This window comes from Salegentibacter salinarum, from assembly GCF_900168115.1.
GTDB lineage: Bacteria > Bacteroidota > Bacteroidia > Flavobacteriales > Flavobacteriaceae > Salegentibacter > Salegentibacter salinarum.
In genome coordinates this window covers 440,999-464,098 of record NZ_FUZC01000001.1, presented here as the reverse complement: position 1 = coordinate 464,098, position 23,100 = coordinate 440,999, and the positions used below count along the sequence as shown (strand labels likewise).

25 protein-coding genes and 1 tRNA gene are annotated in these 23,100 nt (G+C 38.0%); 14 read left to right on the top strand and 12 right to left on the bottom strand.

The window, feature by feature from the left end; translation table 11 throughout:
* Positions 1-6: 6 nt before the first annotated feature.
* Positions 7-909 carry an alpha/beta hydrolase family protein gene (locus B5X53_RS02035; RefSeq protein WP_079711561.1) on the top strand — a complete coding sequence of 301 codons (903 nt, stop codon included), beginning with the start codon at positions 7-9 and terminating at the stop codon, positions 907-909.
* Positions 910-1,203: 294 nt separating this feature from the next.
* Here the strand turns inward: B5X53_RS02035 and B5X53_RS02030 are convergent.
* A tRNA-Ala gene (locus B5X53_RS02030) sits at positions 1,204-1,277 on the bottom strand.
* A 71-nt stretch (positions 1,278-1,348) separates the two neighbouring features.
* Between B5X53_RS02030 and B5X53_RS02025 the strand changes: the two genes are divergently transcribed.
* The 5 genes from B5X53_RS02025 to B5X53_RS02005 all read left to right on the top strand — a co-directional run bounded on the left by B5X53_RS02025 (position 1,349) and on the right by B5X53_RS02005 (position 4,646).
* Positions 1,349-1,858 carry a GNAT family N-acetyltransferase gene (locus B5X53_RS02025; RefSeq protein ID WP_079711560.1) on the top strand — a complete coding sequence of 170 codons (510 nt, stop codon included), beginning with the start codon at positions 1,349-1,351 and terminating at the stop codon, positions 1,856-1,858.
* 73 nt (positions 1,859-1,931) lie between these two features.
* A complete protein-coding gene (locus tag B5X53_RS02020; protein ID WP_079711559.1) occupies positions 1,932-3,260 on the top strand; it encodes an MATE family efflux transporter in 1,329 nt (442 codons plus the stop codon).
* 137 nt (positions 3,261-3,397) lie between these two features.
* On the top strand, positions 3,398-4,165 hold the full coding sequence (locus B5X53_RS02015) for an enoyl-CoA hydratase/isomerase family protein (protein WP_079711558.1): 768 nt from the start codon (positions 3,398-3,400) through the stop codon (positions 4,163-4,165).
* Between the two features lie 4 nt (positions 4,166-4,169).
* Complete coding sequence (locus tag B5X53_RS02010) at positions 4,170-4,349, top strand: hypothetical protein (protein WP_079711557.1); 180 nt, start codon at positions 4,170-4,172, stop codon at positions 4,347-4,349.
* A gap of 108 nt (positions 4,350-4,457) precedes the next feature.
* Positions 4,458-4,646 carry a hypothetical protein gene (locus B5X53_RS02005; RefSeq protein WP_079711556.1) on the top strand — a complete coding sequence of 63 codons (189 nt, stop codon included), beginning with the start codon at positions 4,458-4,460 and terminating at the stop codon, positions 4,644-4,646.
* A 186-nt stretch (positions 4,647-4,832) separates the two neighbouring features.
* Here B5X53_RS02005 and B5X53_RS02000 read toward each other — a convergent pair whose 3' ends face one another.
* On the bottom strand, positions 4,833-5,489 hold the full coding sequence (locus B5X53_RS02000) for a 2OG-Fe(II) oxygenase (RefSeq protein ID WP_079711555.1): 657 nt from the start codon (positions 5,487-5,489) through the stop codon (positions 4,833-4,835).
* A 101-nt stretch (positions 5,490-5,590) separates the two neighbouring features.
* Between B5X53_RS02000 and B5X53_RS01995 the strand changes: the two genes are divergently transcribed.
* Positions 5,591-6,040 carry a 6-pyruvoyl trahydropterin synthase family protein gene (locus B5X53_RS01995; RefSeq protein WP_079711554.1) on the top strand — a complete coding sequence of 150 codons (450 nt, stop codon included), beginning with the start codon at positions 5,591-5,593 and terminating at the stop codon, positions 6,038-6,040.
* Positions 6,041-6,217: 177 nt separating this feature from the next.
* Positions 6,218-6,976, top strand: a complete 759-nt coding sequence (locus B5X53_RS01990; protein WP_079711553.1) for a UDP-2,3-diacylglucosamine diphosphatase — start codon at positions 6,218-6,220, stop codon at positions 6,974-6,976.
* Position 6,977: 1 nt separating this feature from the next.
* Here B5X53_RS01990 and B5X53_RS01985 read toward each other — a convergent pair whose 3' ends face one another.
* From B5X53_RS01985 to recJ, 3 genes are all read right to left on the bottom strand, one after another.
* The gene (locus B5X53_RS01985; RefSeq protein ID WP_079711552.1) at positions 6,978-7,238 is read right to left on the bottom strand and encodes a Txe/YoeB family addiction module toxin; all 261 of its coding nucleotides are present in this window, start codon (positions 7,236-7,238) and stop codon (positions 6,978-6,980) included.
* Positions 7,238-7,486 (bottom strand): type II toxin-antitoxin system Phd/YefM family antitoxin, encoded by a 249-nt coding sequence (locus B5X53_RS01980; RefSeq protein ID WP_079711551.1) that lies wholly within the window; start codon positions 7,484-7,486, stop codon positions 7,238-7,240. Before B5X53_RS01980 ends, B5X53_RS01985 begins: the two co-directional genes overlap by 1 nt.
* A gap of 79 nt (positions 7,487-7,565) precedes the next feature.
* A complete protein-coding gene (recJ, locus tag B5X53_RS01975) occupies positions 7,566-9,260 on the bottom strand; it encodes a single-stranded-DNA-specific exonuclease RecJ (RefSeq protein ID WP_079711550.1) in 1,695 nt (564 codons plus the stop codon).
* 134 nt (positions 9,261-9,394) lie between these two features.
* Between recJ and ade the strand changes: the two genes are divergently transcribed.
* The gene (gene ade / locus B5X53_RS01970) at positions 9,395-11,029 is read left to right on the top strand and encodes an adenine deaminase (RefSeq protein WP_079711549.1); all 1,635 of its coding nucleotides are present in this window, start codon (positions 9,395-9,397) and stop codon (positions 11,027-11,029) included.
* A gap of 27 nt (positions 11,030-11,056) precedes the next feature.
* Here the strand turns inward: ade and B5X53_RS01965 are convergent, their stop codons facing one another.
* From B5X53_RS01965 to B5X53_RS01955, 3 genes are read right to left on the bottom strand one after another with little or no spacing between them, the layout of a single operon-like run.
* Positions 11,057-11,623 (bottom strand): uracil-DNA glycosylase family protein, encoded by a 567-nt coding sequence (locus B5X53_RS01965; protein ID WP_079711548.1) that lies wholly within the window; start codon positions 11,621-11,623, stop codon positions 11,057-11,059.
* A complete protein-coding gene (rsmI, locus tag B5X53_RS01960) occupies positions 11,623-12,294 on the bottom strand; it encodes a 16S rRNA (cytidine(1402)-2'-O)-methyltransferase (RefSeq protein ID WP_079711547.1) in 672 nt (223 codons plus the stop codon). Before rsmI ends, B5X53_RS01965 begins: the two co-directional genes overlap by 1 nt.
* Positions 12,295-12,345: 51 nt before the next feature.
* Entirely contained in the window at positions 12,346-13,137 is a 792-nt protein-coding gene (locus B5X53_RS01955; RefSeq protein WP_079711546.1) for a hypothetical protein, read from the bottom strand.
* A 197-nt stretch (positions 13,138-13,334) separates the two neighbouring features.
* On the opposite strand from B5X53_RS01955, the gene B5X53_RS01950 reads away from it, so the two are divergent.
* The 5 genes from B5X53_RS01950 to B5X53_RS01930 all read left to right on the top strand — a co-directional run bounded on the left by B5X53_RS01950 (position 13,335) and on the right by B5X53_RS01930 (position 19,114).
* The gene (locus B5X53_RS01950) at positions 13,335-13,982 is read left to right on the top strand and encodes a thymidine kinase (protein ID WP_079711545.1); all 648 of its coding nucleotides are present in this window, start codon (positions 13,335-13,337) and stop codon (positions 13,980-13,982) included.
* Positions 13,975-15,081: an alanine racemase gene (gene alr, locus B5X53_RS01945; protein ID WP_079711544.1), complete on the top strand. Its 1,107-nt coding sequence runs from the start codon at positions 13,975-13,977 to the stop codon at positions 15,079-15,081. Before B5X53_RS01950 ends, alr begins: the two co-directional genes overlap by 8 nt.
* A 69-nt stretch (positions 15,082-15,150) precedes the next feature.
* Positions 15,151-15,585: a large-conductance mechanosensitive channel protein MscL gene (gene mscL / locus B5X53_RS01940; RefSeq protein WP_079711543.1), complete on the top strand. Its 435-nt coding sequence runs from the start codon at positions 15,151-15,153 to the stop codon at positions 15,583-15,585.
* 290 nt (positions 15,586-15,875) lie between these two features.
* On the top strand, positions 15,876-16,865 hold the full coding sequence (locus B5X53_RS01935; protein WP_079711542.1) for an aspartate-semialdehyde dehydrogenase: 990 nt from the start codon (positions 15,876-15,878) through the stop codon (positions 16,863-16,865).
* 92 nt (positions 16,866-16,957) lie between these two features.
* Entirely contained in the window at positions 16,958-19,114 is a 2,157-nt protein-coding gene (locus B5X53_RS01930) for a prolyl oligopeptidase family serine peptidase (RefSeq protein ID WP_079711541.1), read from the top strand.
* Between the two features lie 260 nt (positions 19,115-19,374).
* On the opposite strand, the gene B5X53_RS01925 is transcribed toward B5X53_RS01930, so the two are convergent.
* From B5X53_RS01925 to B5X53_RS01910, 4 genes are all read right to left on the bottom strand, one after another.
* On the bottom strand, positions 19,375-19,980 hold the full coding sequence (locus B5X53_RS01925; RefSeq protein ID WP_079711540.1) for an HAD family hydrolase: 606 nt from the start codon (positions 19,978-19,980) through the stop codon (positions 19,375-19,377).
* Between the two features lie 106 nt (positions 19,981-20,086).
* Positions 20,087-21,166 carry a glycosyltransferase family 9 protein gene (locus B5X53_RS01920; RefSeq protein WP_079711539.1) on the bottom strand — a complete coding sequence of 360 codons (1,080 nt, stop codon included), beginning with the start codon at positions 21,164-21,166 and terminating at the stop codon, positions 20,087-20,089.
* A gap of 10 nt (positions 21,167-21,176) precedes the next feature.
* Positions 21,177-21,782 (bottom strand): DUF4254 domain-containing protein, encoded by a 606-nt coding sequence (locus tag B5X53_RS01915; RefSeq protein ID WP_079711538.1) that lies wholly within the window; start codon positions 21,780-21,782, stop codon positions 21,177-21,179.
* A 3-nt stretch (positions 21,783-21,785) separates the two neighbouring features.
* Entirely contained in the window at positions 21,786-22,784 is a 999-nt protein-coding gene (locus tag B5X53_RS01910; RefSeq protein WP_079711537.1) for a DNA adenine methylase, read from the bottom strand.
* Positions 22,785-23,100 lie beyond the last annotated feature (316 nt).

Genomic DNA, 23,100 nt, shown 5'->3' with positions numbered 1-23,100 from the left:
AAAACTATGGAAATTACTAAAAGAACCAACATCCAGATAGATGGAAAGCACAATAAGCCTATTCTTATAGATTTAATTTATAACGACGATAAAAAACCCAAACCAATCGTGATTTTTTGCCACGGTTATAAAGGTTTTAAAGATTGGGGCGCCTGGGATAAAATGGGAGAATTTTATGCTGAAAAAGGATATTTCTTCGTGAAATTCAATTTTTCTCATAACGGGACTTCACCGGATAATCCAACCGAGTTTTTAAATATTGAAGCTTTTGGAGATAATAATTATATAAAGGAGTTAGACGATTTACAAACAGTGATAGACTGGCTCTTAACGCCCGATTTTAATGAAGCCCAGCAAATTGATGTGAAAAGCATCAACTTAATTGGGCACTCCCGTGGTGGTGGCATTGCCATTTTAAAAGCCGCTGAAGAAGAAAGGATTAATAAACTAATTACCCTTGCCGCGGTAAGCGATTTTGCTTCCCGTTTTCCCAAGGAAAAGGAACTGGAGGCCTGGGAGAAAAAGGGTGTACAGTATATAAAAAATACCAGAACAGGTCAGCAATTACCGCATCACTACCAGTTTTATAAGAATTTTAGAGAAAACAGAGAGCGCTTAAATATTCAAAAAGCAACCAAAAAGCTGGGCATTCCTCATTTTATTGCCCATGGAAGTAACGACACCACCGTTTCCATAGCAGATGCTGGAAATTTATTTGAATGGAGCGCGATTTCAAAACTGCTTTTGGTAGAGAATGCCGATCACGTTTTTGGAATTTCCCACCCGTGGAATAAAGATGAATTAACCAAAGAATTTCAGCACGTATTAAATAGAACCGCAACTTTTCTCGATGCCAGCGTTCAGGATCTCAAAGATGAATACATAGATAACGACGAAGCTGATTCGTAAGCTTTTCAATATATATATAACTGAGGCTGTCTAGAAGCTTTTAATCGTCATTCTGAATTTAATTCAGAATCTAAGATGTTGATAATCTAAACAAGTTAGAAGCTGAAACAAGTTCAGCTTGACGCCATTAAGCCCTTTAAGATAGCTTCTTTTATATTTTATTAGTTGGTGGCAGTATACGATTGAATGCTAGGGAATATTTACCGATCCTGCATAGGAATTCTCTAGCCGGTCCTAACAAATCGAAATAAAAAACTCAGAAACAAAAAACCACCGTAAAATACGGTGGTTTTGTGGAGAATATCGGAGTCGAACCGATGACCTCCTGCGTGCAAGGCAGGCGCTCTAGCCAGCTGAGCTAATCCCCCAATTGGATGGCAAATGTAATAATTTTCTGTAAATTCCAACCAAGAACTTTTATTAATTATTCTGAATAAAAATGATTAGAAATGCAAGCTTAGAAGATCTCAACAAAATTAAAGAACTAACTGAAGCTTGTGCTGAAGCGCTTCAGGAGCAAAATATCTTTCAGTGGAACGAAAATTACCCATCCCGTGAAAAGCTCAAAAATGATATTCAGAGGGAAGATTTATTCGTTTACGAAGATCAGGATCGCATTATTGCTATTATGGTGCTCACCTCTAAAATGGAGGCGGTTTATGAGAATATCGAATGGCTTACCGAAACCGGTAACAATTTATACGTTCACAGGCTCGCTACGCACCCCGAATTCTGGGGATATGGCTATGCAAGAAAAATGATGGATTTTGCTGAAGAGTTAGCTAAAAAATCAAATTTCATTTCTATCAGGTTGGACACCTTCAGTAAAAACCTTCGGAATCAAAAATTCTATGAAAACCGCGGATATAGGAAATTAGGCGACGTTTATTTTCCGCATAAAAATGAGCATCCTTTTCATTGCTACGAATTAATATTAAATCAGGTTTAATTATAAGAAATTCTGGCTTGTTTAAAGCTTTACAATAAAGCATTCTATATTTGCTGCTGAAAAAAACCAGTTTTTGGAGTCTTCCGTTAGTTTTAAAAATATAAACCGCATAGCCATTCCCGCGATTATCGCCGGAATTGCCGAACCGCTCATTTCCCTTACCGATATCGCGGTAATTGGGAATGTAGAAAACAATTCGGTTGAAGCACTTGCGGCGGCCGGGATCGTGGGTTCATTTCTTTCAGCTATTATTTGGATAGTAGCGCAAACCAAAACCGCAATTTCTGCCATTGTTTCGCAGCATTTGGGAGCTAACAGACTTCACGCTGTAAAAACTCTTATTCCGCAGGCTATTTATTTCAATTTTGCTTTTAGTTTGGTAATTTATTTTACCACCGCTTTTTTTGCCGAAAGTATTTTTAGCGCTTACAACGCCGATGGTTTGATCTTGCAATATTCAGAAGAATATTATCAGATTCGTGCTTTGGGGTATCCGTTAACGCTTGTAACTTTCGCAATTTTCGGTGTATTTCGCGGGCTTCAGAATACCCTCTGGGCTATGAAATGCAGCCTCGCTGGTGCCGGGATTAATGTAGCGCTGGATTTCCTGCTCGTTTACGGCATAGACGGAATTATTCCTGCAATGCACCTTAAAGGAGCCGCTTATGCCAGTCTTGCTGCACAAGCTACAATGTTAATCATGGCACTCTGGTTTTTCTTTAAAAAGACCCCTTTTCATTTAAAACTGAGTTTTAATATCAATCCGCGGTTAAAAGGACTTTTGCTTATGGCCGCCAATCTTTTCGTAAGAACAGCTGCCCTAAATTTTGCCATCTACCTGGCCAATGCTTACGCCACAGACTACGGAAAAAACTATATCGCCGCGCAAAGTATTTTGATGAATATATGGCTGTTTTTTAGCTTTTTCATTGATGGCTATGCGAACGCTGGCAATGCAATTGGCGGGAAATTACTCGGTGCAAATGATTATAGAAATTTATGGGAACTCAGTAAAAAAATAAGCAAATACGCCGTGTTGATCGCTTTTATGCTAATGGCTATTTGCGGGATTTTCTATAGCCAAATTGGTTTGGTTTTTAATAAAGATGTGGCTGTGCTCGCTATATTTTCTTCGGTGTTTTGGATTGTGCTGCTAATGCAACCGGTAAATGCCATTGCTTTTATGTTCGATGGAATATTCAAAGGTTTGGGCGAAGCAAAATACCTTCGGAATTTACTCCTCGTAGCCACTTTCCTGGGCTTTACTCCTGCCCTGTTGATTTCAGATTATTTCGGTTTAAAACTCTACGGAATCTGGATCGCGTTTTTCGTATGGATGCTTATTCGAAGCGCCGGTTTGGTGATTAAATTCCGAAGAAAATATTTACAGAAAGAAGTCTGAATTCAATCGGTAGTTTCCAGTTGGCAATCTAAGTGGCAGATTAGGGTTGACTTTGACCAATTTTTTAAGGGAGAATCATATATTTCAACTTTAATCTTTCTAAATTTGGTTATTCAGCTAACCTGAAAATCAATTTTATGTCTACCACACGAGAAAACGGAAGTTTATATACCAATATCCAAAATGGAATCGCCCACCTGGAATTTGGCCATCCCGCCAGTAATTCTTTTCCTTCAGAATTATTAGATCGGCTTGAAAAAGAGTTTCAAAAATTATCTGAAGACGAGAGCGTTAAAGTTGTTTTATTAAAATCTGAAGGGGAAAAAGCCTTTTGTGCGGGAGCTTCCTTTGACGAGCTGGTGGCGATTGAAACTATGCAGGCGGGAAAATTATTTTTCTCAGGATTTGCAAAGGTTTTAAACGCAATGCGGAGGTGTAAAAAACTCATTGTTGGCCGTGTTCAGGGAAAAACCGTTGGAGGTGGTGTTGGACTGGTTGCCGCCTGCGATTATGCCATGGCTACTGATGCCGCAGCGGTGAAACTTTCAGAAATTAGCATTGGCATTGGTCCGTTTGTAATTGCCCCGGCCGTAGAACGCAAAATTGGCGTTGGTGCACTTGGCGAATTAAGCCTGGCCGCCCACGAATGGAAAAACGCATATTGGGCTAAAGATAAAGGACTTTACGCTCGTGTTTTTGAAAGTTTAAAAGATCTGGATAAAGAAATAGATATTTTTACTGGAAAACTGGCTTCTTATAATCCCGAAGCGCTCTACGAAATGAAGCAGATGCTTTGGAAAAATACTTCTCACTGGGACGAATTACTGGCTGAACGAGCAGCTATTTCGGGAGAATTGGTGCTTTCAGATTTTACGAAAAACGCTTTAAACAAATATAAAAAATAAAGATATGCTTCTACTTTACTTTGACCAGACTGGTGACAAGGCACATAGTCTTGGATATTCTATAGGTTATTTTATTGGTGACAACCTTCTTTTTATACTGCTTGGTCTTTTAATAATTGCTGGTCTTTTTGTGTTTTTTCTTTACAAAATAATTAAAAACAATAAACGCCAGATTAAAAATTAGTTTGGGTTTTCACCTTAAAACTTACAGTGGTTTCAATTGGGGAAATTAGCATCCCTATAACAGATTTCTTATTTTAAAAAGCTTAATTTTAACCTTAGAAACTAATTTATGAGCTTACCACAGCAACATTTACCAAAAGACCGCGATGCCACCCGGGAAGAGGAATGGGGTTTTACCATTTGGGAATTTATAGCCGATAACTGGCTTTACCTGGTGGGTATTCTAATAATTCTTGCTATTTTCTTTTATGCGCGTTACAACTGGAGAAGAAGACAGGAGAAAAACCGAATGAATTAATGGGAGAAGACACTTGGGAATTCTTAAGCTTCCTTAGCGGAATGGGATTCTGGCTTATTTTAGCCTTGGTTTTAATTGTAGTGGTGCTTTATAAAAAATTCAACAAATAAAATATCTCGGGACAAGTCCACGAGGTATTAGATAGAAAACTTTACTTTATTAATTTAAATTTCGAATATCCAGTAATTATCTGGTTTTTAACCAACCTGTAATACTTAACCTGGCAGTTTTTACCGGTTTTACTTCGTGCTCCAAAACCTGGCTTTCAAAAATCACTACACGGCCGGGCAGGGGATAAATAGCTTTGGAAACCTCTGCCCCGTTTTCTTCAGAATAAATTACCAATTCACCGCCATTTTCGGGCTTCCAGTCCTCTTCGTTTAAATAACAAACCATAGAAAGTTTTCTCCTTCCATCGTTCTGAAATGTATCTAAATGCCTTTGATAAAAAGTACCTTCAGGATAAAGTGCATAGTGAAATTCTTTGGTTAAAATTCCGAGGAAACAGGTTTTATTCAGATATTCTACGAGTGAATGAATTTTACTGAAAAACAGGTTTTCGGCTTTTCCGGCTTCAGCTTCGTTAAGCCATAAAATAAAATCCCCCCGAATAGATTTCGCAACAATTTCATTTGTTTTATTACCTATTGCCGCTTTTTTAAATTGTTCTTCTTCAAATTTCGATTTTAAAGAATTTCGAAGCATTTCAACTTCTTCAGCATCAAAAAAATCGTCTACAATACTGTACTGATTTTCTACCAGATCAGTAATAATATTTTCATAAAAAGGATTCTCTTTAAAATCCAGTTGTTCGAAAAGTTCGGTGCTATTTTGTGATTCCATTTTAAAAATAAAAAAGTCTGCAAATATACTTCAGAAAGTTAATTATGTTGGCAAAAATTATAACGCTAAAAAACCCTTAACTTTGCAAAAAATAACCTGCGATGAGCAAGATTAGGATTACCAAGAAGTTTTCTTTTGAAACCGGCCACGCCCTCTACGGCTACGACGGAAAATGTCGAAATGTACACGGCCACAGCTATAAACTGAGTGTTTGTGTAATTGGCGAACCAATTACCGATAAAGATAACGTAAAGTTTGGAATGGTCATAGATTTTGGAGACCTGAAAAAGATTGTAAAAGCTGAAATTGTAGACCAGTTTGACCATGCAACGGTTTTTAATAAAAATACCCCGCACGTAGAACTTGCCGAAGAATTAAAAAATCGCGGTCATCACGTAATTTTGGTGGGTTATCAACCTACCAGTGAGAATATGGTGGTTGATTTTGCTAAAAAAATTCAGAAACATCTTCCAGATCACATAAAACTTCATTCCTTAAAACTTCAGGAAACCGAATCCAGCTTTGCCGAGTGGTATGCTAGCGATCAATAAGCCCTCAAGCCCAAAGTGGGAGTAAACCAAAAGCTACTTCCTATTTAAAGGGAAGGTGAATTAATTTTCGGCCGAAGATTAAGACGAAAGGGTTAAAGAGCACAACCCTCACAGGTTTTCAAAACCAGTGAGGGCTTTTATTAAATATTTATATTTACTGCTTAGAATAAATAATCTATGACAATCCCAGAAGGCAAAAAAGTCTATTTTTCCAGCGATAACCACTTGGGCGCTCCTACTCGGGAAGAAAGTCGTCCCCGGGAAGTTCGTTTTGTAAAGTGGCTGGATGAAATTAAGGAGGATGCCGCTGCTATTTTTCTACTTGGAGATTTATTCGATTTTTGGTTTGAATATAAACACGCTATACCTAAAGGTTTTGTGCGGGTTTTAGGAAAATTGGCCGAAATAAAGGATAACGGTACTCCTGTTTATTTTTTCGTTGGAAACCACGATTTGTGGATGCGTGATTATTTTAAAGAAGAACTGAATATTCCGGTTTATCATCAACCAAAGGAGTTTGAATTCAATAATAAAACTTTTCTTGTAGGCCACGGCGACGGCCTGGGACCTGGAGATCACGGCTATAAACGGATGAAAAAAGTATTTACCAATCCGTTATCAAAATGGCTTTATCGCTGGTTACACCCGGATTTGGGAATTCCGTTAGCGCAATATTTTTCAGTAAAAAACAAAGCGATTTCGGGGGATCAAGAACAGGAATTCTTAGGCGAGGAAAAAGAGTGGCTTATTCAATATTGCCGCCGAAAATTAGAGGAAAAACACTACGATTATTTTCTATTTGGCCATCGGCATTTACCCCTGGAAATAGATCTCAACGGTAAATCGACTTACATCAATACCGGTGACTGGCTCAATTTTTATACGTATGCGGTTTTTGACGGGGAAAAGATTGTATTGAAGAAAATTGAAAAATAGGCTATTTTCGGTAGTGATATCGACAAGCTGCTATCATTAATTGATCCTTTTCAAATTTGTACACCAGGCGATGCTCAGAAGTAATACGTCTTGACCAATAGCCCTGCAAATCTCCCTTTAAGGCTTCCAGTTTACCAATTCCTTCTTGCGGAGTTATAAGACAACTTTTTATCAGCGTATTAATTCGTTTAAGCACCTTTTTATCTACTTTTTGCCAATATAAATAGTCTTCCCACGAAGTTAAGGACCAAACCAGTCTCATTATTCAATAATATCTTTCTGTACAACAGATCCGCTTTCCAATTCCTGGATAGATTTTAATAAAATATCCCTGTTATTTCCACTTAACAAATAAGTTGTTTCTTTAAGTGAATTGTATTCATCTAGGGAAATCAAAACAAGATCCTTCCCTCCTTTTCGCTTAATAATGACATCACTTACATCATTAATTACCTTATCAAACCAATACTTTAGGTTTGAACGAAAATTACTATAATTTACTGTTTCCATTCTACAAAAATAAACATAAGTACCTATTTAAGTACTTTTATTATAAGTTAACATTGGTTCATTTTGTAGCAGTAGGGAATTATTCACTCATATCCCTTAATCTTAACTGAATAGAAACATTCCCATTCCATTCATTTTCATCTAATGAATAAACGGCTTTAAAAGTCTTCTTAAGGGATATAGTTTCAAATTTCTCTCCAAGTCCAAAGCCAATCATATCAAAAACCCCCAGTTTTCCTTGCTGTTTTACCTGGCATTTTAGGTGGGCTTCATCGGCACCCACGCATTTCCCAAAACCGGTATCGGTAAGGTTTTGAGTCATAAAAACCGGAGTCATATTCCCCGGCCCAAAAGGAGCAAATTGTTTTAAAATCCGGAAAAATTTTGGAGTAATTTCATCGAGGTCTATTTCAGCATCAACTGAGATTTCTGGGATAAGCAGGCGTTTATCTATAGTTTCAGAAACCACCGATTCAAACCTGGCTTTGAAATTTTCATATTCTGAAGCTTCTAAAGTTAATCCGGCTGCATATTTATGTCCGCCAAACTGCTCAATATGTTCCTTGCAAGCTTCCAAAGCATTATACACATCAAAACCTTTTACCGAGCGCGCTGAGGCCGCCAATTTCTCGCCGCTTTTTGTAAAAACCAGGGTGGGACGATAATAGGTTTCAGTTAATCTGGACGCCACAATGCCAATCACGCCTTTGTGCCAATTATCCTGATAAACAACGGTAGTATTTCTTCCCTGCTCCTTTAAATCTTCAATTTGAGCGAGTGCTTCTACTGTAATTTCTTTATCGGTAGTTTTCCTTTCGGAATTAAAATTTTCGATTTCCGCTGCAAATTCCAAAGCGGTAGCTTCGTCTTCTTCCGTAAGTAAATTCACAGCATGCAAACCGTGTTTCATCCTACCCGCTGCATTAATTCTTGGTGCGATTATAAAAACCACATCGCTCATGGTAAGTTTTTCTTTTTTTACCTGAGCTAAGATCGCCTTAAAACCTGTTCTTGGTGCGACATTCATCACGTTTAGTCCGTGATAAGCAAGAATCCTGTTCTCCCCGGTAATCGGCACAATATCGGCGCCAATGGCAGTCGCCACCAGATCCAGATAGGGCAGTAAAACTTCAGGAGTTCCACCTCTTTTAAAGTTTAACGCCTGGATCAGTTTAAACCCAACCCCACAACCGCACAATTCTTTATAAGGATATTCGCAATCTTCACGTTTAGGATCCAGAACCGCAACGGCTTCAGGAATCGCTTCGCCGGGCCAGTGGTGATCGCAAATAATAAAATCAATTCCTTTTTTTGCAGCGTAGCCCACTTTGTCAATCGCTTTAATTCCACAATCCAAAGCAATAATTAAGGAAATCTCATTATCTGAAGCAAAATCAATTCCCTGGAACGAAACCCCGTAACCTTCAGCATATCTATCGGGAATATAAGTCGCCACATTTGGCGTAAGGGTTTTTAGGTAGGAAGACATTAGCGCCACACTCGTGGCACCGTCTACATCATAATCGCCGTAAACCATAATATTTTCTTCAGAAGCGATTGCCTGCTGAATTCGGTTTACAGCAACATCCATATCTTTCATTAAAAACGGATCGTGAAGATCTTCCAGGCTGGGCCTGAAAAACTTTTTTGCAGCTTCAAAAGTATCGATTCCACGCTGGACTAAAAGCTTGGCAATAGCTGGCGAAACCCCTAATTCTCCGGCAAGTTTATTTACAACTAAAGAATTGGGTTTTGGTTTTAAAGTCCAGCGCATCGTAAGTTTTTTTCAAAAATACGCATTGTAATTCAATCCCAATAAGAGGGATTCACTAAAACCAACTTCCGAAAAATTTCTTCGTTTAATTATATTACCTAATTTCACATTTTAAGATTTATAGATAAACCAGGATGACTAAAATTATACAGGGACAGCTCGTGGATATTGAGAACAGGAAGATCTTTCCTGCGGAAATCAGTATCGAAAATGGAAAAATTACCAAAATTGAAGAAAAAGAACACGGAGTAAAAAACTTTTTGCTTCCAGGCTTTATCGATGCCCATATTCATATAGAAAGCTCTATGCTAGTTCCTACTGAATTCGCAAGGTTAGCAGTAATGCACGGAACGGTAGCGACGGTTTCAGATCCGCACGAAATCGCCAATGTTTTAGGAAAAGATGGAGTGAAATTTATGATTGAAAACGGAAATAAAAGTCCCTTGAAATTTAATTTTGGTGCGCCTTCCTGTGTCCCTGCTACCAGTTTTGAAACTTCGGGTGCGGTTATTAATGCTGAAGACATAAAAGAATTGCTTGCGCTTCCCGAAATAAAATACCTTGCCGAAATGATGAATTATCCCGGGGTCATTTATAAAGATGAAGAAGTGCTGAAAAAAATTTCCTGGGCCAAACATTTTAATAAACCTACCGATGGCCACGCCCCCGGTTTACGGGGCGAAGACGCGAAGAAATATGCTGAAGCCGGCATTTCTACAGATCACGAATGTTATACTGCTGAAGAAGCCGAAGAAAAACTTGGCTTGGGAATGAAGGTGATTATCCGTGAAGGCAGTGCCGCGAAAAATTTTGAAGCCCTTATAGATTTGCTACCGGAGCATTATAAGAATATGATGTTTTGCTCTGACGATAAACATCCGGACGATCTGGTTTTGGGTCATATCAATCAGGTTTGTGCCCGTACGGTTGCTAAAGGAATTGATGTTTTTAAAGTTCTGGAAGTCGCTTGTATAAATCCCAAGGAGCATTACAATTTGGAAGTCGGTCAATTAAAAGTAGGCGATCCCGCCGATTTTATTGCAATAAAAGACTTAACCAATTTTGAAGTTCTGCAAACTTATATAAATGGAAAATTGGTCGCTGAAAACGGTGAATCTTATATCCAATCTTCTTCATTCGAAAAGCCAAATAACTTTAATACATCTTTAAAAAATCCGGAAAACTTTAAAGTAAAAGCAACCGGCAAGACTGTAAAGGTTATCGAAGCTATGGATGGCGAACTTATTACCAACGAGCTTCAATCACCAGCTTTAGAAAAAGATGGCAATCTCATTTCAGATGTTGAAAACGATGTTTTAAAAATTACGGTAGTGAATCGGTATGAAAACAACCCTCCGGCAGTTGCTTTTATAAAAAATTTCGGCTTAAAAAAAGGTGCGATAGCAAGTTCGGTAGCTCACGATTCTCATAATATAATCGCCGTGGGAACTTCAGACGAAGAAATTTGCAATGCAGTAAATCTCATTATAAAACATAAGGGAGGAATTTGCAGTGTAGATAAAAATGATGAAAAAGTGTTACCACTTCCAATTGCAGGAATTATCAGCGATAAAGACGGTTGGGAAACCGGAAAATTATATCAGGAAATCGATAAAATGGCGAAAGATTTAGGTAGCACCTTAAAAGCCCCGTTTATGACACTTTCTTTTATGGCCCTATTGGTAATTCCAGACCTAAAACTTTCAGATAAAGGCTTATTTAGTGGGAAAAAGTTCGATTTTATTGACCTGGTAAGTAAGCAGGAATAATCTGAAATTTATCTTGAAAATTGAATTTTAATCCAGAATTTCAGCAATCTTTTTTTGCAAAGTTGGTACTACATCTTTTTCAAACCAGGGGTTTTTACTCCTCCAAAAACGGTTAACCGGCGAAGGATGTGGTAAACACCAATATTCCGGAAGAAAATCTTCATAGTTACTTACTTTCTGGGTAAGATTTAGATTTCCGGGTAGGTAATAATTAGCAGCATAAGCTCCAATTAGAATTTTGAGCTGAATATTTTTCAATTCTGAAAGGATAGGATTATGCCACAAGGGCGCACATTCTTTTCGCGGCGGCGCATCACCGGTTTTGGCTTTTCCGGGATAGCAAAATCCCATTGGTAGAATTGCAAAATTATTGGTATTGTAAAAAGTAGTTTCATCTACTCCTAACCATTCCCGAAGTTTCTTTCCGCTTTGGTCGTTCCAGGCAATCCCGGTTTGATGTACTATTCTTCCCGGCGCCTGACTTATTAAAACAATTTTAGAATTTTTAGTCGCTTTAACTATAGGTTTTGGTACAAGCGGCAAATACTTTTCACAAAACGTACAGTTTCTGGCTTCTTTTAGCAGCTGCTGCATTAAGATTTTCCTTTTACTACGATTACAATTTCACCCTTAGGTGGCTTTTGTGTATAATGCTCAAGGACCTCAGCGGCTGTACCACGAATAGTTTCTTCGTGAAGTTTAGTGATTTCCCGGGAAACCGATACCGGACGATCTTCCCCAAAATATTTCACAAAATGCTGAAGTGTTTTTAGCAATTTATGAGGCGATTCGTAAAAAATAATGGTTCGGCTTTCTTCAGCAAGTATATTCAAACGGGTTTGTCGGCCTTTTTTTACCGGGAGAAAACCTTCAAAAATAAACTTGTCATTTGGAAATCCGCTGTTTACTAACGCAGGAACAAAAGCTGTAGCTCCGGGGAGGCAGTCTACTTCAATTCCTGCTTCAACGCAGGCGCGTGTCAATAAAAATCCGGGATCTGAAATGGCCGGTGTTCCTGCGTCGCTAATTAAGGCTATATTTTCTCCGTTTTTAATACGCTCAACTATTCTATCTACCGTTCTATGCTCGTTATGCATATGGTGACTTTGCATATTGGTGCCAATTTCAAAATGTTTTAGCAGTTTGCCACTGTTTCGGGTATCTTCAGCAAGAATAGTATTTACTTCTTTTAGCACTCTTACCGCCCTAAAAGTCATATCTTCTAAATTACCAATCGGCGTGGGGACCAGGAATAATTTTCCCATTAAAAAATCTTTAATTACTCGATAATCGGGATTTTAATACTCCGACTTAGTTTATTGAAATTTATTTTCAATTTTGGCCATAAAGCGCTCTTCATAGTCTTCTTTTCCCTGCCAGTGATTGTAATCTGGTTTCACTACCAGCTGGATGAATTTTTGAGCTTCATCTAAAGAACTAAATGTATTTAACTGGGAAAGCACACGATTATAATCTGAAGAATTTCCATCAAAAAGATTTTTTATGAATGAAAGTCTTTCGTTAAGTCCAATGTTTATTCCCTTCTTCAACCTGTCGTTTACAGATCTTGGCTTTTGATCCTTTTGCCTATTGTTTAAAGGTTCAAAATCTGGAAGATTATCATAATCTACACCAATATTTCTAAAATCGTTTTTAGGTGCTTCAGGTTTTGGTTGTTGCGGTTCTTCTTTGACTTTTGAAGCCTGTTGCTGCATAGGTGGCGCCTGCGGTTTTGGATTTGCCTGTTCTATAAGTTCGTCAACACGCTCAGATTCTGCCGGCATTTGCGCTACAATATCTTTGATTTTTTCGGTATTGGGTTCGGTAATTGCATCGGCATCTTCCCGGTATTCGGTACCATCAGGAACATGATGACTGGTTTCTTGTTCTACCGCTACTTTGAGTGCTTCCTTTTTCTCAATTTTAGGAGTTGGAGTTGCTTCAGGAGCCTCGAAAGCCTTTAAGTTTTGCTCGGTAAAATTCAATATAGAAAGTTGCTCATACAAAGTAGCCGCTTTTAATTTAAGCGCTTTGGTATCCAGATTTTCTTTTTCAGAAATTATCTCTTCGGCAAGTTTTACTAATTCTTTTTTAAGTCTGTTTTTCATTTTTAAGCAATATTTATGAACCCGCTAATTATTTTAAAAGCCCTGTTTTCTTTTCAGTTAAACTTCTGCAAAAAAAGTGCCTTTTTTTGCCTTAATAACTTTAGCGGTTAGCAACCGGCTATAGCTTGTATTTTTAATAAATTTGTTCCACCTTTATCAAAAAGGGCAAGTTCCCATTTCGATTTGAAAATTACAAAATGTTTCTCGAAAATACAGTAAATCACGAAGAGCAATTTGGCTGGATTGAAGTTATTTGCGGCAGTATGTTCTCTGGTAAGACGGAAGAGCTAATCCGCCGTTTAAAACGTGCTCAGTTCGCCAAACAAACCGTAGAAATCTTTAAACCCGCCATAGACACGCGTTATGACGAGGAAATGGTGGTTTCTCATGATTCCAACGAGATCAGGTCTACTCCGGTGCCATCTGCCTCCAATATCAGGATTCTGGCCGATGGTTGTGATGTGGTAGGAATTGACGAAGCCCAGTTTTTTGACGATGAAATTGTTACCGTTTGTAACGATCTGGCCAACCGGGGGATAAGGGTAATTGTTGCCGGTCTTGATATGGATTTTAAAGGGAACCCTTTTGGCCCTATGCCTTACCTAATGGCAACGGCCGAATATGTAACCAAAGTTCACGCGGTTTGCACCAGAACCGGGAACCTGGCGCAATTTAGTTACCGCAAAGCAATTAATGACGATTTGGTTTTTCTTGGTGAAAATGAAGAATACGAACCCCTAAGTCGCGGTGCTTATTACAAAGCAATGTTGCAGGAAAGGGTTAAGAAATTAGATGTGAATGATGCTGAAGAACTCCACCCTAACTTAAAGAAAAAGAATGCCTAAAGCCGAAGAAAGTGTTCTGGAAATTGACCTCAACGCCCTAGCCCATAATTTCAAAACTATAAAATCGCAGTTATCGCCCGGTGTAAAATTTATGTCGGTTATCAAAGCCTATGCCTACGGAAATGATTCTGTAGCGATGGCTAAAAAACTGGAAGAACTGGACACCGATTATTTTGCGGTTGCTTATACCGAAGAAGGCATCAAGCTTCGGGAAGCGGGAGTTAGCAAACCTATTTTAATCTTACATCCGCAGCCGGTAAATTATCCTGAAATCATTGAAAACTGCCTGGAACCTAATTTATACAGCGCAAGAACACTTCAGCTTTTTATAGATATTGCTGAAAAGCAGAAACAAAAAAACTACCCTGTTCATTTAAAATTCAATACGGGGATGAACCGGCTGGGATTTACTGAAACCAATTATCATCATATTCCGGAGAAAATAGGGAAAACTGAATCTGTAAAAGTAGTTTCGGCATTTTCGCATTTAGCGGCCAGTGAAGACTGGAAAGAACGAGAGTTTACGCTCTCACAAATTTATAAATTCAAAGATTTAGCAGGGAAACTTATAGATGATATTAGGTACGAACCGCTTTTACATCTCTGTAATACTTCAGCTATTTTTAATTATCCTTCAGCTACATTTTCAATGGTAAGAAGCGGACTGGGTCTTTATGGTTTTGCAAATGATCCTAATCTGGATGAAAAATTAAAACCGGTTGGTACGCTTAAAACGGTAATTTCCCAAATTCAGAACTTAAAAGAAGGAGATACGGTTGGTTATAGTCGTGCTTTTAAAGCTGAAAAAATAACCAAGACCGCTACAATTCCCATTGGTCACGCCGACGGAATTAAACGCATTTATGGCCACGGAAAAGCAGGTGTTTTTGTAAATGGCGAATACGCCCCAATTGTTGGAAATGTATGTATGGATATTATTATGATAGATGTAACCCACATTGACTGCCAAGAGGGCGATGAAGTAATAATTTTTGGCGGCCCCCAACACGTAACCAAACTTGCCGGTGCCGGCGGAACAATTTCTTACGAACTCATTACCGGCATTTCCCAACGGGTAAAACGCGTGATTATTCAGTGATTTTTTAGCTAAAATTCTATCTCAATTTTGCTTACATTGGTTGGTTAATAACCAATCTATCCAATTATCATGAGTTTTATTAAAGATTTCAGAGCTTTTATGCTGAAAGGGGATATTATAGCCCTCGCAACCGCGGTAGTAATCGGGGCGGCTTTTAACAAGATTGTTGCCTCTGTTGTAGCCGATGTGATTATGCCCATTCTTGGTTTACTGACTGGGGGAACAGATTTCACCCAACAATTTATCTCATTAGATGGGGTTTCCTACGAGACTCTTGAAGCTGCAAAAGAAGCTGAAGCAGCTGTAATCACCTACGGAAATTTAATAGATACTATTATTCATTTTATAATCGTCGCCTTTTTTATATTTTTGGTGTTACGGGCTTACGAAAAGACGAAAAAGGAAAAAGAAGCTCCAAAGTTGGTGGAGCCAAAAGGCCCAACCCAGGAAGATTTGCTTACCCAAATTAGGGATGAACTAAAAAAACAAGGTAATACACCTTAGAAATATTCAAGATACGAGCACCGCTATACTGCTCATTTTTATATAAATCGTAATTTAACCAAACCCCACAGGAAACTGTGGGGTCTTTTTTTAACGAAAATCATTAATTAGTTTAAAAACAATAATTCTTTCCAATTTTAGCTTCTGAAAGTGGGTTAGTTAAGTTATGGTCAATAAATTTGCGGCTTGTTTTTAAGAACGTTTAAACAATAAAAATTACCCAAATAAGTTTTCCGCCGGAGTTCATGTTGAGCATTGTCGAAGTGCGGAAATGACAAAAGTTTAATATTATGAGAATAGCAGTGGTAGGTGCTACCGGAATGGTAGGCCAGGTAATGTTACAGGTTTTAGCAGAAAGAAATTTCCCGGTAACCGAATTATATCCGGTGGCTTCAGAAAGGTCGGTTGGAAAAAAGATTAATTATCAGGGAAAAGATTATGAAGTTATTGGGCTTCAGGCAGCGGTAGATATTAAACCGGATATAGCGCTATTTTCTGCCGGTGGAGATACTTCTTTAGAATGGGCGCCAAAATTTGCCGAAAACGGCACGACCGTAGTAGATAATTCTTCGGCCTGGAGAATGGATGAAACAAAAAAACTGGTAATTCCGGAAATAAATGCTTCAGAATTAACCAAAGAGGATAAAATTATCGCCAATCCCAACTGTTCCACTATTCAGTTACTAATGGCGCTAAAACCCCTGCACGATGCTTTCAAAATTAAACGGGTAATTGTTTCTACCTACCAGTCAATTACGGGAACCGGCGTAAAAGCTGTGGAACAACTGGAAAATGAGTACAAAGGTGAAAAAGGCGAAATGGCCTATCCTTATCCTATTCATAAAAATGCGCTTCCGCATTGTGATGTTTTTCAGGATAACGGCTACACTAAAGAAGAAATGAAACTTACCAAAGAAACCAAAAAGATTTTGGGGGACGATTCGGTTTTAGTAAGCGCTACTGCGATTAGAATTCCCGTGGTGGGCGGACATTCAGAATCTGTAAACGTTGAGTTTGAAAAAGAGTTTGATGAAGCTGAAGTAAGAAAAATCCTGAGTCAGTTTCCCGGCGTAACTGTACAGGACAATCCGGAAACCAATACTTACCCAATGCCGATTTACGCCGAAGGGAAAGATGATGTTTTTGTTGGAAGAATCCGCAGGGATTATTCCCAACCTAAAACTTTAAATATGTGGGTGGTTGCAGATAACCTCAGAAAAGGAGCTGCCACAAATACGGTACAAATTGCTGAATACCTGATTAAGAATAAATTGGTCTAAGGCGGAAAAAGCATATTTTATTAACTAATGCCTGTAAAAATGTAACTTACAGGCATTTTTTAATACTAACTTTATGCAATAAATCACATTATATGAAAAAAACATTCTCCGGAATTTTTGCTCTTGCCGTCCTGGCTTCCTGTAACGATTCCAAAACCGAAAAAGAAATCAGTTTGAATTATCCTGAAACTAAAAAAGTAGACACGGTTACCGATTATTTTGGAACCGAAGTTAAAGACCCTTACCGCTGGCTGGAAGACGACCGCAGCGAAGAAACCGAAGATTGGGTAAAAGCCCAAAACGAGGTGACTTTTGATTATTTAAACAGCATTCCATATAAAAAAGAACTTGAAGAAAGACTTTCAGAAATATGGAATTATGAAAAAATAGGCGCTCCTTTTGTTGAAGGTGACTATACCTATTTCTACAAAAACGATGGTTTACAAAACCAATACGTGGTTTATAGAAAAAAGGGCGATGATGCCGAAACTGAAGTTTTCCTTGATCCTAATAATTTTAGCGAAGACGGCACCACTTCTCTTGCCGGTTTGAGCTTTTCTAAAGACGGGAGCAAAGCCGCTTATGCGATTTCTGAGAGCGGGAGCGACTGGAGAAAAATCATCATTATCGATGCTCAAAATAAAGAGCGCGTAGAAGATACGCTTCAGAATGTAAAATTCAGTGGAATTTCGTGGCAAGGTGACGAGGGTTTTTATTATTCCAGCTACGAAAAGCCTGAAGGGAGCGAACTTTCAGCAAAAACAGACCAGCATAGATTATTTTACCACAAACTGGGAACTCCGCAAAGTGAAGACAAAGTGATTTTTGGAGATTCTGAAGAGCAAAAACACCGTTATGTTGGTGGTAGTGTTTCAGAAGATGATAGGTTTTTATTTATTTCTGCCAGGAATTCAACTTCAGGAGGAAAACTTTTTATGATGGATCTTTCCAAAAACAATCCTGAACTGGTTACTATTTTAGACCACGAAGATACTGATACGGGAGTGATAGAAAACGATGGCAGCAAGCTGTTTATAGTTACTAATATGGACGCGCCTAATCGTAAGATAGTAACTGTAGATGCAGCAAATCCTTCTCCGGAAAACTGGGAAGATTTTATTCCTGAAACCGAAAACGTATTGAGCCCTTCTACCGGTGGAGGTTATTTCTTTGCCGAATATATGGTAGACGCGGTTTCTGAAGTAAAACAATACGATTATAATGGCGAATTGGTTCGGGAAGTTGAACTTCCGGGAATTGGTTCTGCCGGCGGATTCGGAACTAAAAAGGAAAACGAAGAATTGTATTATTCTTTTACCAATTATGTGACTCCAGGTACTATATATAAATACAATATTGAAGAAGGAACTTCTGAGGTTTATAACAAACCAAACATAAAATTTAATCCGGACGATTACGAAAGCAAACAGGTGTTTTATACTTCAAAAGATGGTACAAAAGTCCCTATGATAATCACCCATAAAAAAGGGCTTGAGCTTAACGGTAAGAACCCAACGATGCTTTATGGCTATGGAGGATTCAATATTAGTTTAACGCCTTCTTTTAGTACTGCAAACGCGATCTGGATGGAGCAAGGCGGTATATATGCTGTTCCAAACCTTAGAGGTGGTGGTGAATATGGTAAAGAATGGCACGACGCAGGTATCAAACTGAAAAAACAAAATGTTTTTGACGATTTTATTGCAGCCGCGGAATACCTTATCGAAGAGAATTATACGTCCAGCGATTACCTGGCCATTCGTGGAGGTTCTAACGGCGGACTTTTAGTTGGAGCTACAATGACGCAGCGTCCAGATCTTATGAAAGTGGCTTTACCGGCCGTTGGCGTTATGGATATGTTACGTTACCATACTTTCACAGCCGGAGCAGGTTGGGCTTACGATTATGGGACTGCAGAGGATAGCGAGAAAATGTTTAACTATCTTCTGGAATATTCACCGGTTCATAACCTGGAAGAAGGAACCGAATATCCTGCAACTTTGGTGACTACTGGTGATCACGACGATCGCGTAGTACCTGCGCATTCTTTTAAATTCGCAGCCGAATTACAGGATAAGCAAACCGGTGACAATCCTGCTTTGATTAGAATTGAAACCAAAGCCGGTCACGGTGCAGGGAAACCTACAAAAATGATTATTGAAGAATATGCCGATATTTTTGGCTTTACCCTTTACAATATGGGCTTTGATGTTTTACCAAATAAAACTGAAGAGGAAGTAAAAGGATAAGATATTTTAATTCTGAGTTTAAACCTCACAGCCCACGATGACATTGGGACTGTGAGGTTTTTATTTAAGACTGTGGTTGTTTAAAAGGAACTTGTATCAGGCCTTTTTCCCGAATTTATTTCAGGATTCTAACATGATTTAAGTAGCAACATCTTTCTGAAACAAGTGCAGAATGACGTATTAAAAACTTTTCCGACTGCCTCTTATATTTTAAAATGGTATTTATACCAACTTAAACATACTTAAATATATACTGTAAATTATACGTTTTTATTTTGCACCAATTTCAATTCCCCGTCTTCAAGTAAATAGCCTTTTTCGGCCTTATAAAGAATCTCCTCATCATCATCTGAATAAGCTTCCAGAAGCCTGTATTCTCCATTCATTTCGGAGTTGAGGCGTTTTACCTTTTCAGCATCATTGCAGGTTTTTCCTATAATTTTATAATCTTTATTTTCATATTTTGTGATAGTGCCAATCACTTTTAAAGGTAAAAGTTCTTCCAGGTATTTTGTGTAAACTTCGAATCCGCCGGTAACTATATAAACTTTTATTCCTGCTTTATCTTTCTCCCGAATATCGGCAATCATATCATCTTCAAAATGTTCAGGAAATTCAATATCCCAGAATTGTTTCGCGTACTTTTTCACCTTTTCGGGCGGGAGTTTATTCAAATAATCATAGAAATTTTCTTTAAAATAGGTCTTACTCGTTATATGAAGTTTTCCCAGCACATGAAGCCAGCCAATTTGAAAGAGGTGCAGCAACTTATAGCCTTTTTTATAACAAATGAATTTAAAAAATTCATCCTTGGAAGATTTTTTATACAAGGTTTGATTAAGATCGTAAACTATTATTTCCTGCATCTTTTTAATGTTAGACTTCTAAAGAAAGATACTAAGAATCATCTTTCACCCATAAATTTTATCATTTTCTAAACAAGAAATTAACCAGATAGCTAAAAGACATTCGTTAAAAAAGTACTTCCTGAATTTTTTCTAATACAGTTTGGGGAGTAACAGTTTTAATGGCATTCTCATAGCCTTCAGGAAATTTACTACCGTAAACGGAAGTCGGTATTTTTGGATATTGGGTAAGATCGGGAAGTAAACTATTTTTCGGTGGCTGATTAAACGGTCTAAACCCGGCATAAGGATGCGTGACGCCCCAAATACTAATTACCGGTATGCCATACATTGCTGCCATATGCCCATTCCCGCTGTCCATAGAAAGCATAGCATCCAGGTTTGAGATAAGTGCAAGTTCTTCGGCTAAAGTGAGTTTTCCGGCGATACTTATGGTGTCATTAAACCTGGCAGCCCAGATTTCCAGCTGTTGTTTTTCTTTATTTCTACCACCAAAAAGTAAAATTTTAATCCTTGAATTTTCACTTAACTTTCCTAAAACCTCTTCCATTAAATCTGCAGGATATGCCTTGGAACTATGCTGGGCAAAAGGCGCAATTCCCAGCCACTTTTTAGGTTCGGTGCCTACCAGACTTCTTATTTTTTCTGAAATTTTTTCTTTTTCCGGAAATTGGTGGATATTAAGGTCAATCGGATAACCTAAAGCATTAAAAACATCGGCATATCGCTGTACGGTGGGTTTTAATTGCTTAAAAATTTTATTGTTTTCACGGGTTAAAGCTTTCTTTTCGTTTCGGCCTTTATCAATTTGTTTCACCGGAATCCCAAACATATAAAAAACCGATTTTAAAATATTGCTTCGTAAAACATCGTGAAGATCGGCAACTTTATCAACTTCCAGATCCCTTAAATCTTTTGCAAGCCGGCAAAGACCAAAAACGCCACTATGTACTCCGTTAACATCGGCTTCATACACAGAAACCCGCGGAATTCCTTTAAACATTGGTTCAAAAAACCCACGGGTTAAAACAGTTACTTTTAAATGCGGATAAGTAGCGGTAAGTACACGTAAAACCGGTACCGTCATCGCAACATCGCCCATTGCCGACAACCTGATCACCAAAATATGCAATTGTTCATCTTTTATAAAAGAAGAATCATTCATATTTTGAGTGGTTTGGCTCATTTTAAATGCTTTATTTTTTCCTTAAAACGGGGTTCAGCTCATCGTCGTTGTACATCTTCATTTGCCTGTATACCTTCATATACTTATTTCCTGCAGCAATGTCTTCCAGTAATTGATTTATCGCGGTAGAAAGATCTACGCGCTGCTCCAGCAAAACATCAAGTTTAGCTTTACATTTCATTTGGTGATCCTGCGATGCGTCTTTCCGGTTAGCTTCCTCGTTCATATGATAAACTTTCAAGGCTAAAATTGAAAGCCTGTCAATTGCCCAGGCAGGACTTTCTGAATTTATTGTAGCGTCTTCTTTTGGCTTAACATTTTTAAATTTCTCCAAAAAATAACTGTCAATATACTCAACCGTGTCGGTACGATCCTGGTTTGAGGCATCTATCTGGCGTTTTAGCGCCAACGCATCAACAGGGTCAATGTGCTTGTCACGAATAATATCTTCATAATGCCACTGCACCGTATCTATCCAACATTTTCGGTACAACAAATGTTCAATCAATTCACTTTCGCTATCGTAGGGATTTGTAAACGGCTGCTCAACCGAATCCTTTTCGTGATATTTCTCAATTACTTCCTGAAAAATCTTATTCGCTTTATCTGAAAACATAAACTATTTTTTTTCTAAAATGTGTAAATATTCTGTTGTATTCCTGGCCGTATGGTTTCGGTTTTCGGTTTTATCCGCCTTAAAACGTTGGTAATTTCTGGTTACCAGATCGTAATTTCCAAAACGGCTCATTATTTTTTTTATTTCTGCTGAAGGCATTAAACCCTCATTATTATAGCTGAAAAATATATACCTGAAATTTACATTTTCCAGCAAATCCTGAAACGAATTTTTCACCTTTGTCCTGCTGCAATAATTTGAACGATAATAATCGCGCAAACCGGTTTTACCTTGTGGTGCAAAGGTATCATATTTTGCGATGGTATTTAAAATATGGTAGTTCGCGCCGTACTGACGTGCATTATAGGGCGGATCTAAATATAAAATATCACCTTCTATTTCTTTAATTAATTGATTGGCATCTTTTTGAAAAACCCGGTGAGAATGTTTGGTTATTTGGAAGTTTGCAGGCCTGATTACTAGTTCTTTTTGTGCTGAAAGTTTTACTTTTTTTAAAAATGCACCATAAACTGAAGCTGTATTAGCCACTTTATCGGCACTTTCCAATAATGAAGCTAAAAGGAAAAAATACTGGTTTGCCCCTATTTCTTTATTTAATTTCCAATTTTCTATTTGCTGCCTAACTGCGTCAATTTTCATGCCGTTGGTTTCCGAAAAATAGAGTCGGTTAGATTTTCCATTTTCGCTGTATTCTTCAAAGATAAACCCCTGTTTTTCCTCCAGATTATTTAATTCAGCCAGGAGATTTTCGGCCTCTAATTTTTGATGATTTTCAATATAGTTTTTGAGTAAAACATAACTGTAATATTCCACATCATTAGCGATGACTGACTTCACCGAGGTTTTGAATTTTCTGCCAACACTACCCGTCCCGGCAAAAAGATCGCAAAAAACCAATTGAGATAGATCTTCGCCAACCACTTCTTTTACCGTAGATTTTATAAAATCGCCAAGCTTATGTTTAGAACCTATATAATTCATTTTACCGCCCAGATCACATCAGCTAAAGTGGTTTTTCCCTGCTGAAATTGGAATTCTTTTACTTATGAATTTTCAAAAATAGCAACATATTTTCAATCACCTGCTTCAAAAAAGAAATTTCGGCTTTTAGTTTCCAATGCTGTCCATCTTCAGCATAAACTATTAAAAACAATCGGTTTTCCAGATGAAACCGGCTTTGTTTACTTTGATTTTTATACAACCAGGTAATAAGGTTGTCTGGACTATTTTGAGCAAATTCAAGGATTAAACGTTTTGGGAAAACACTTGTTTTTAAATCGAAATCATTTCAGCAAAA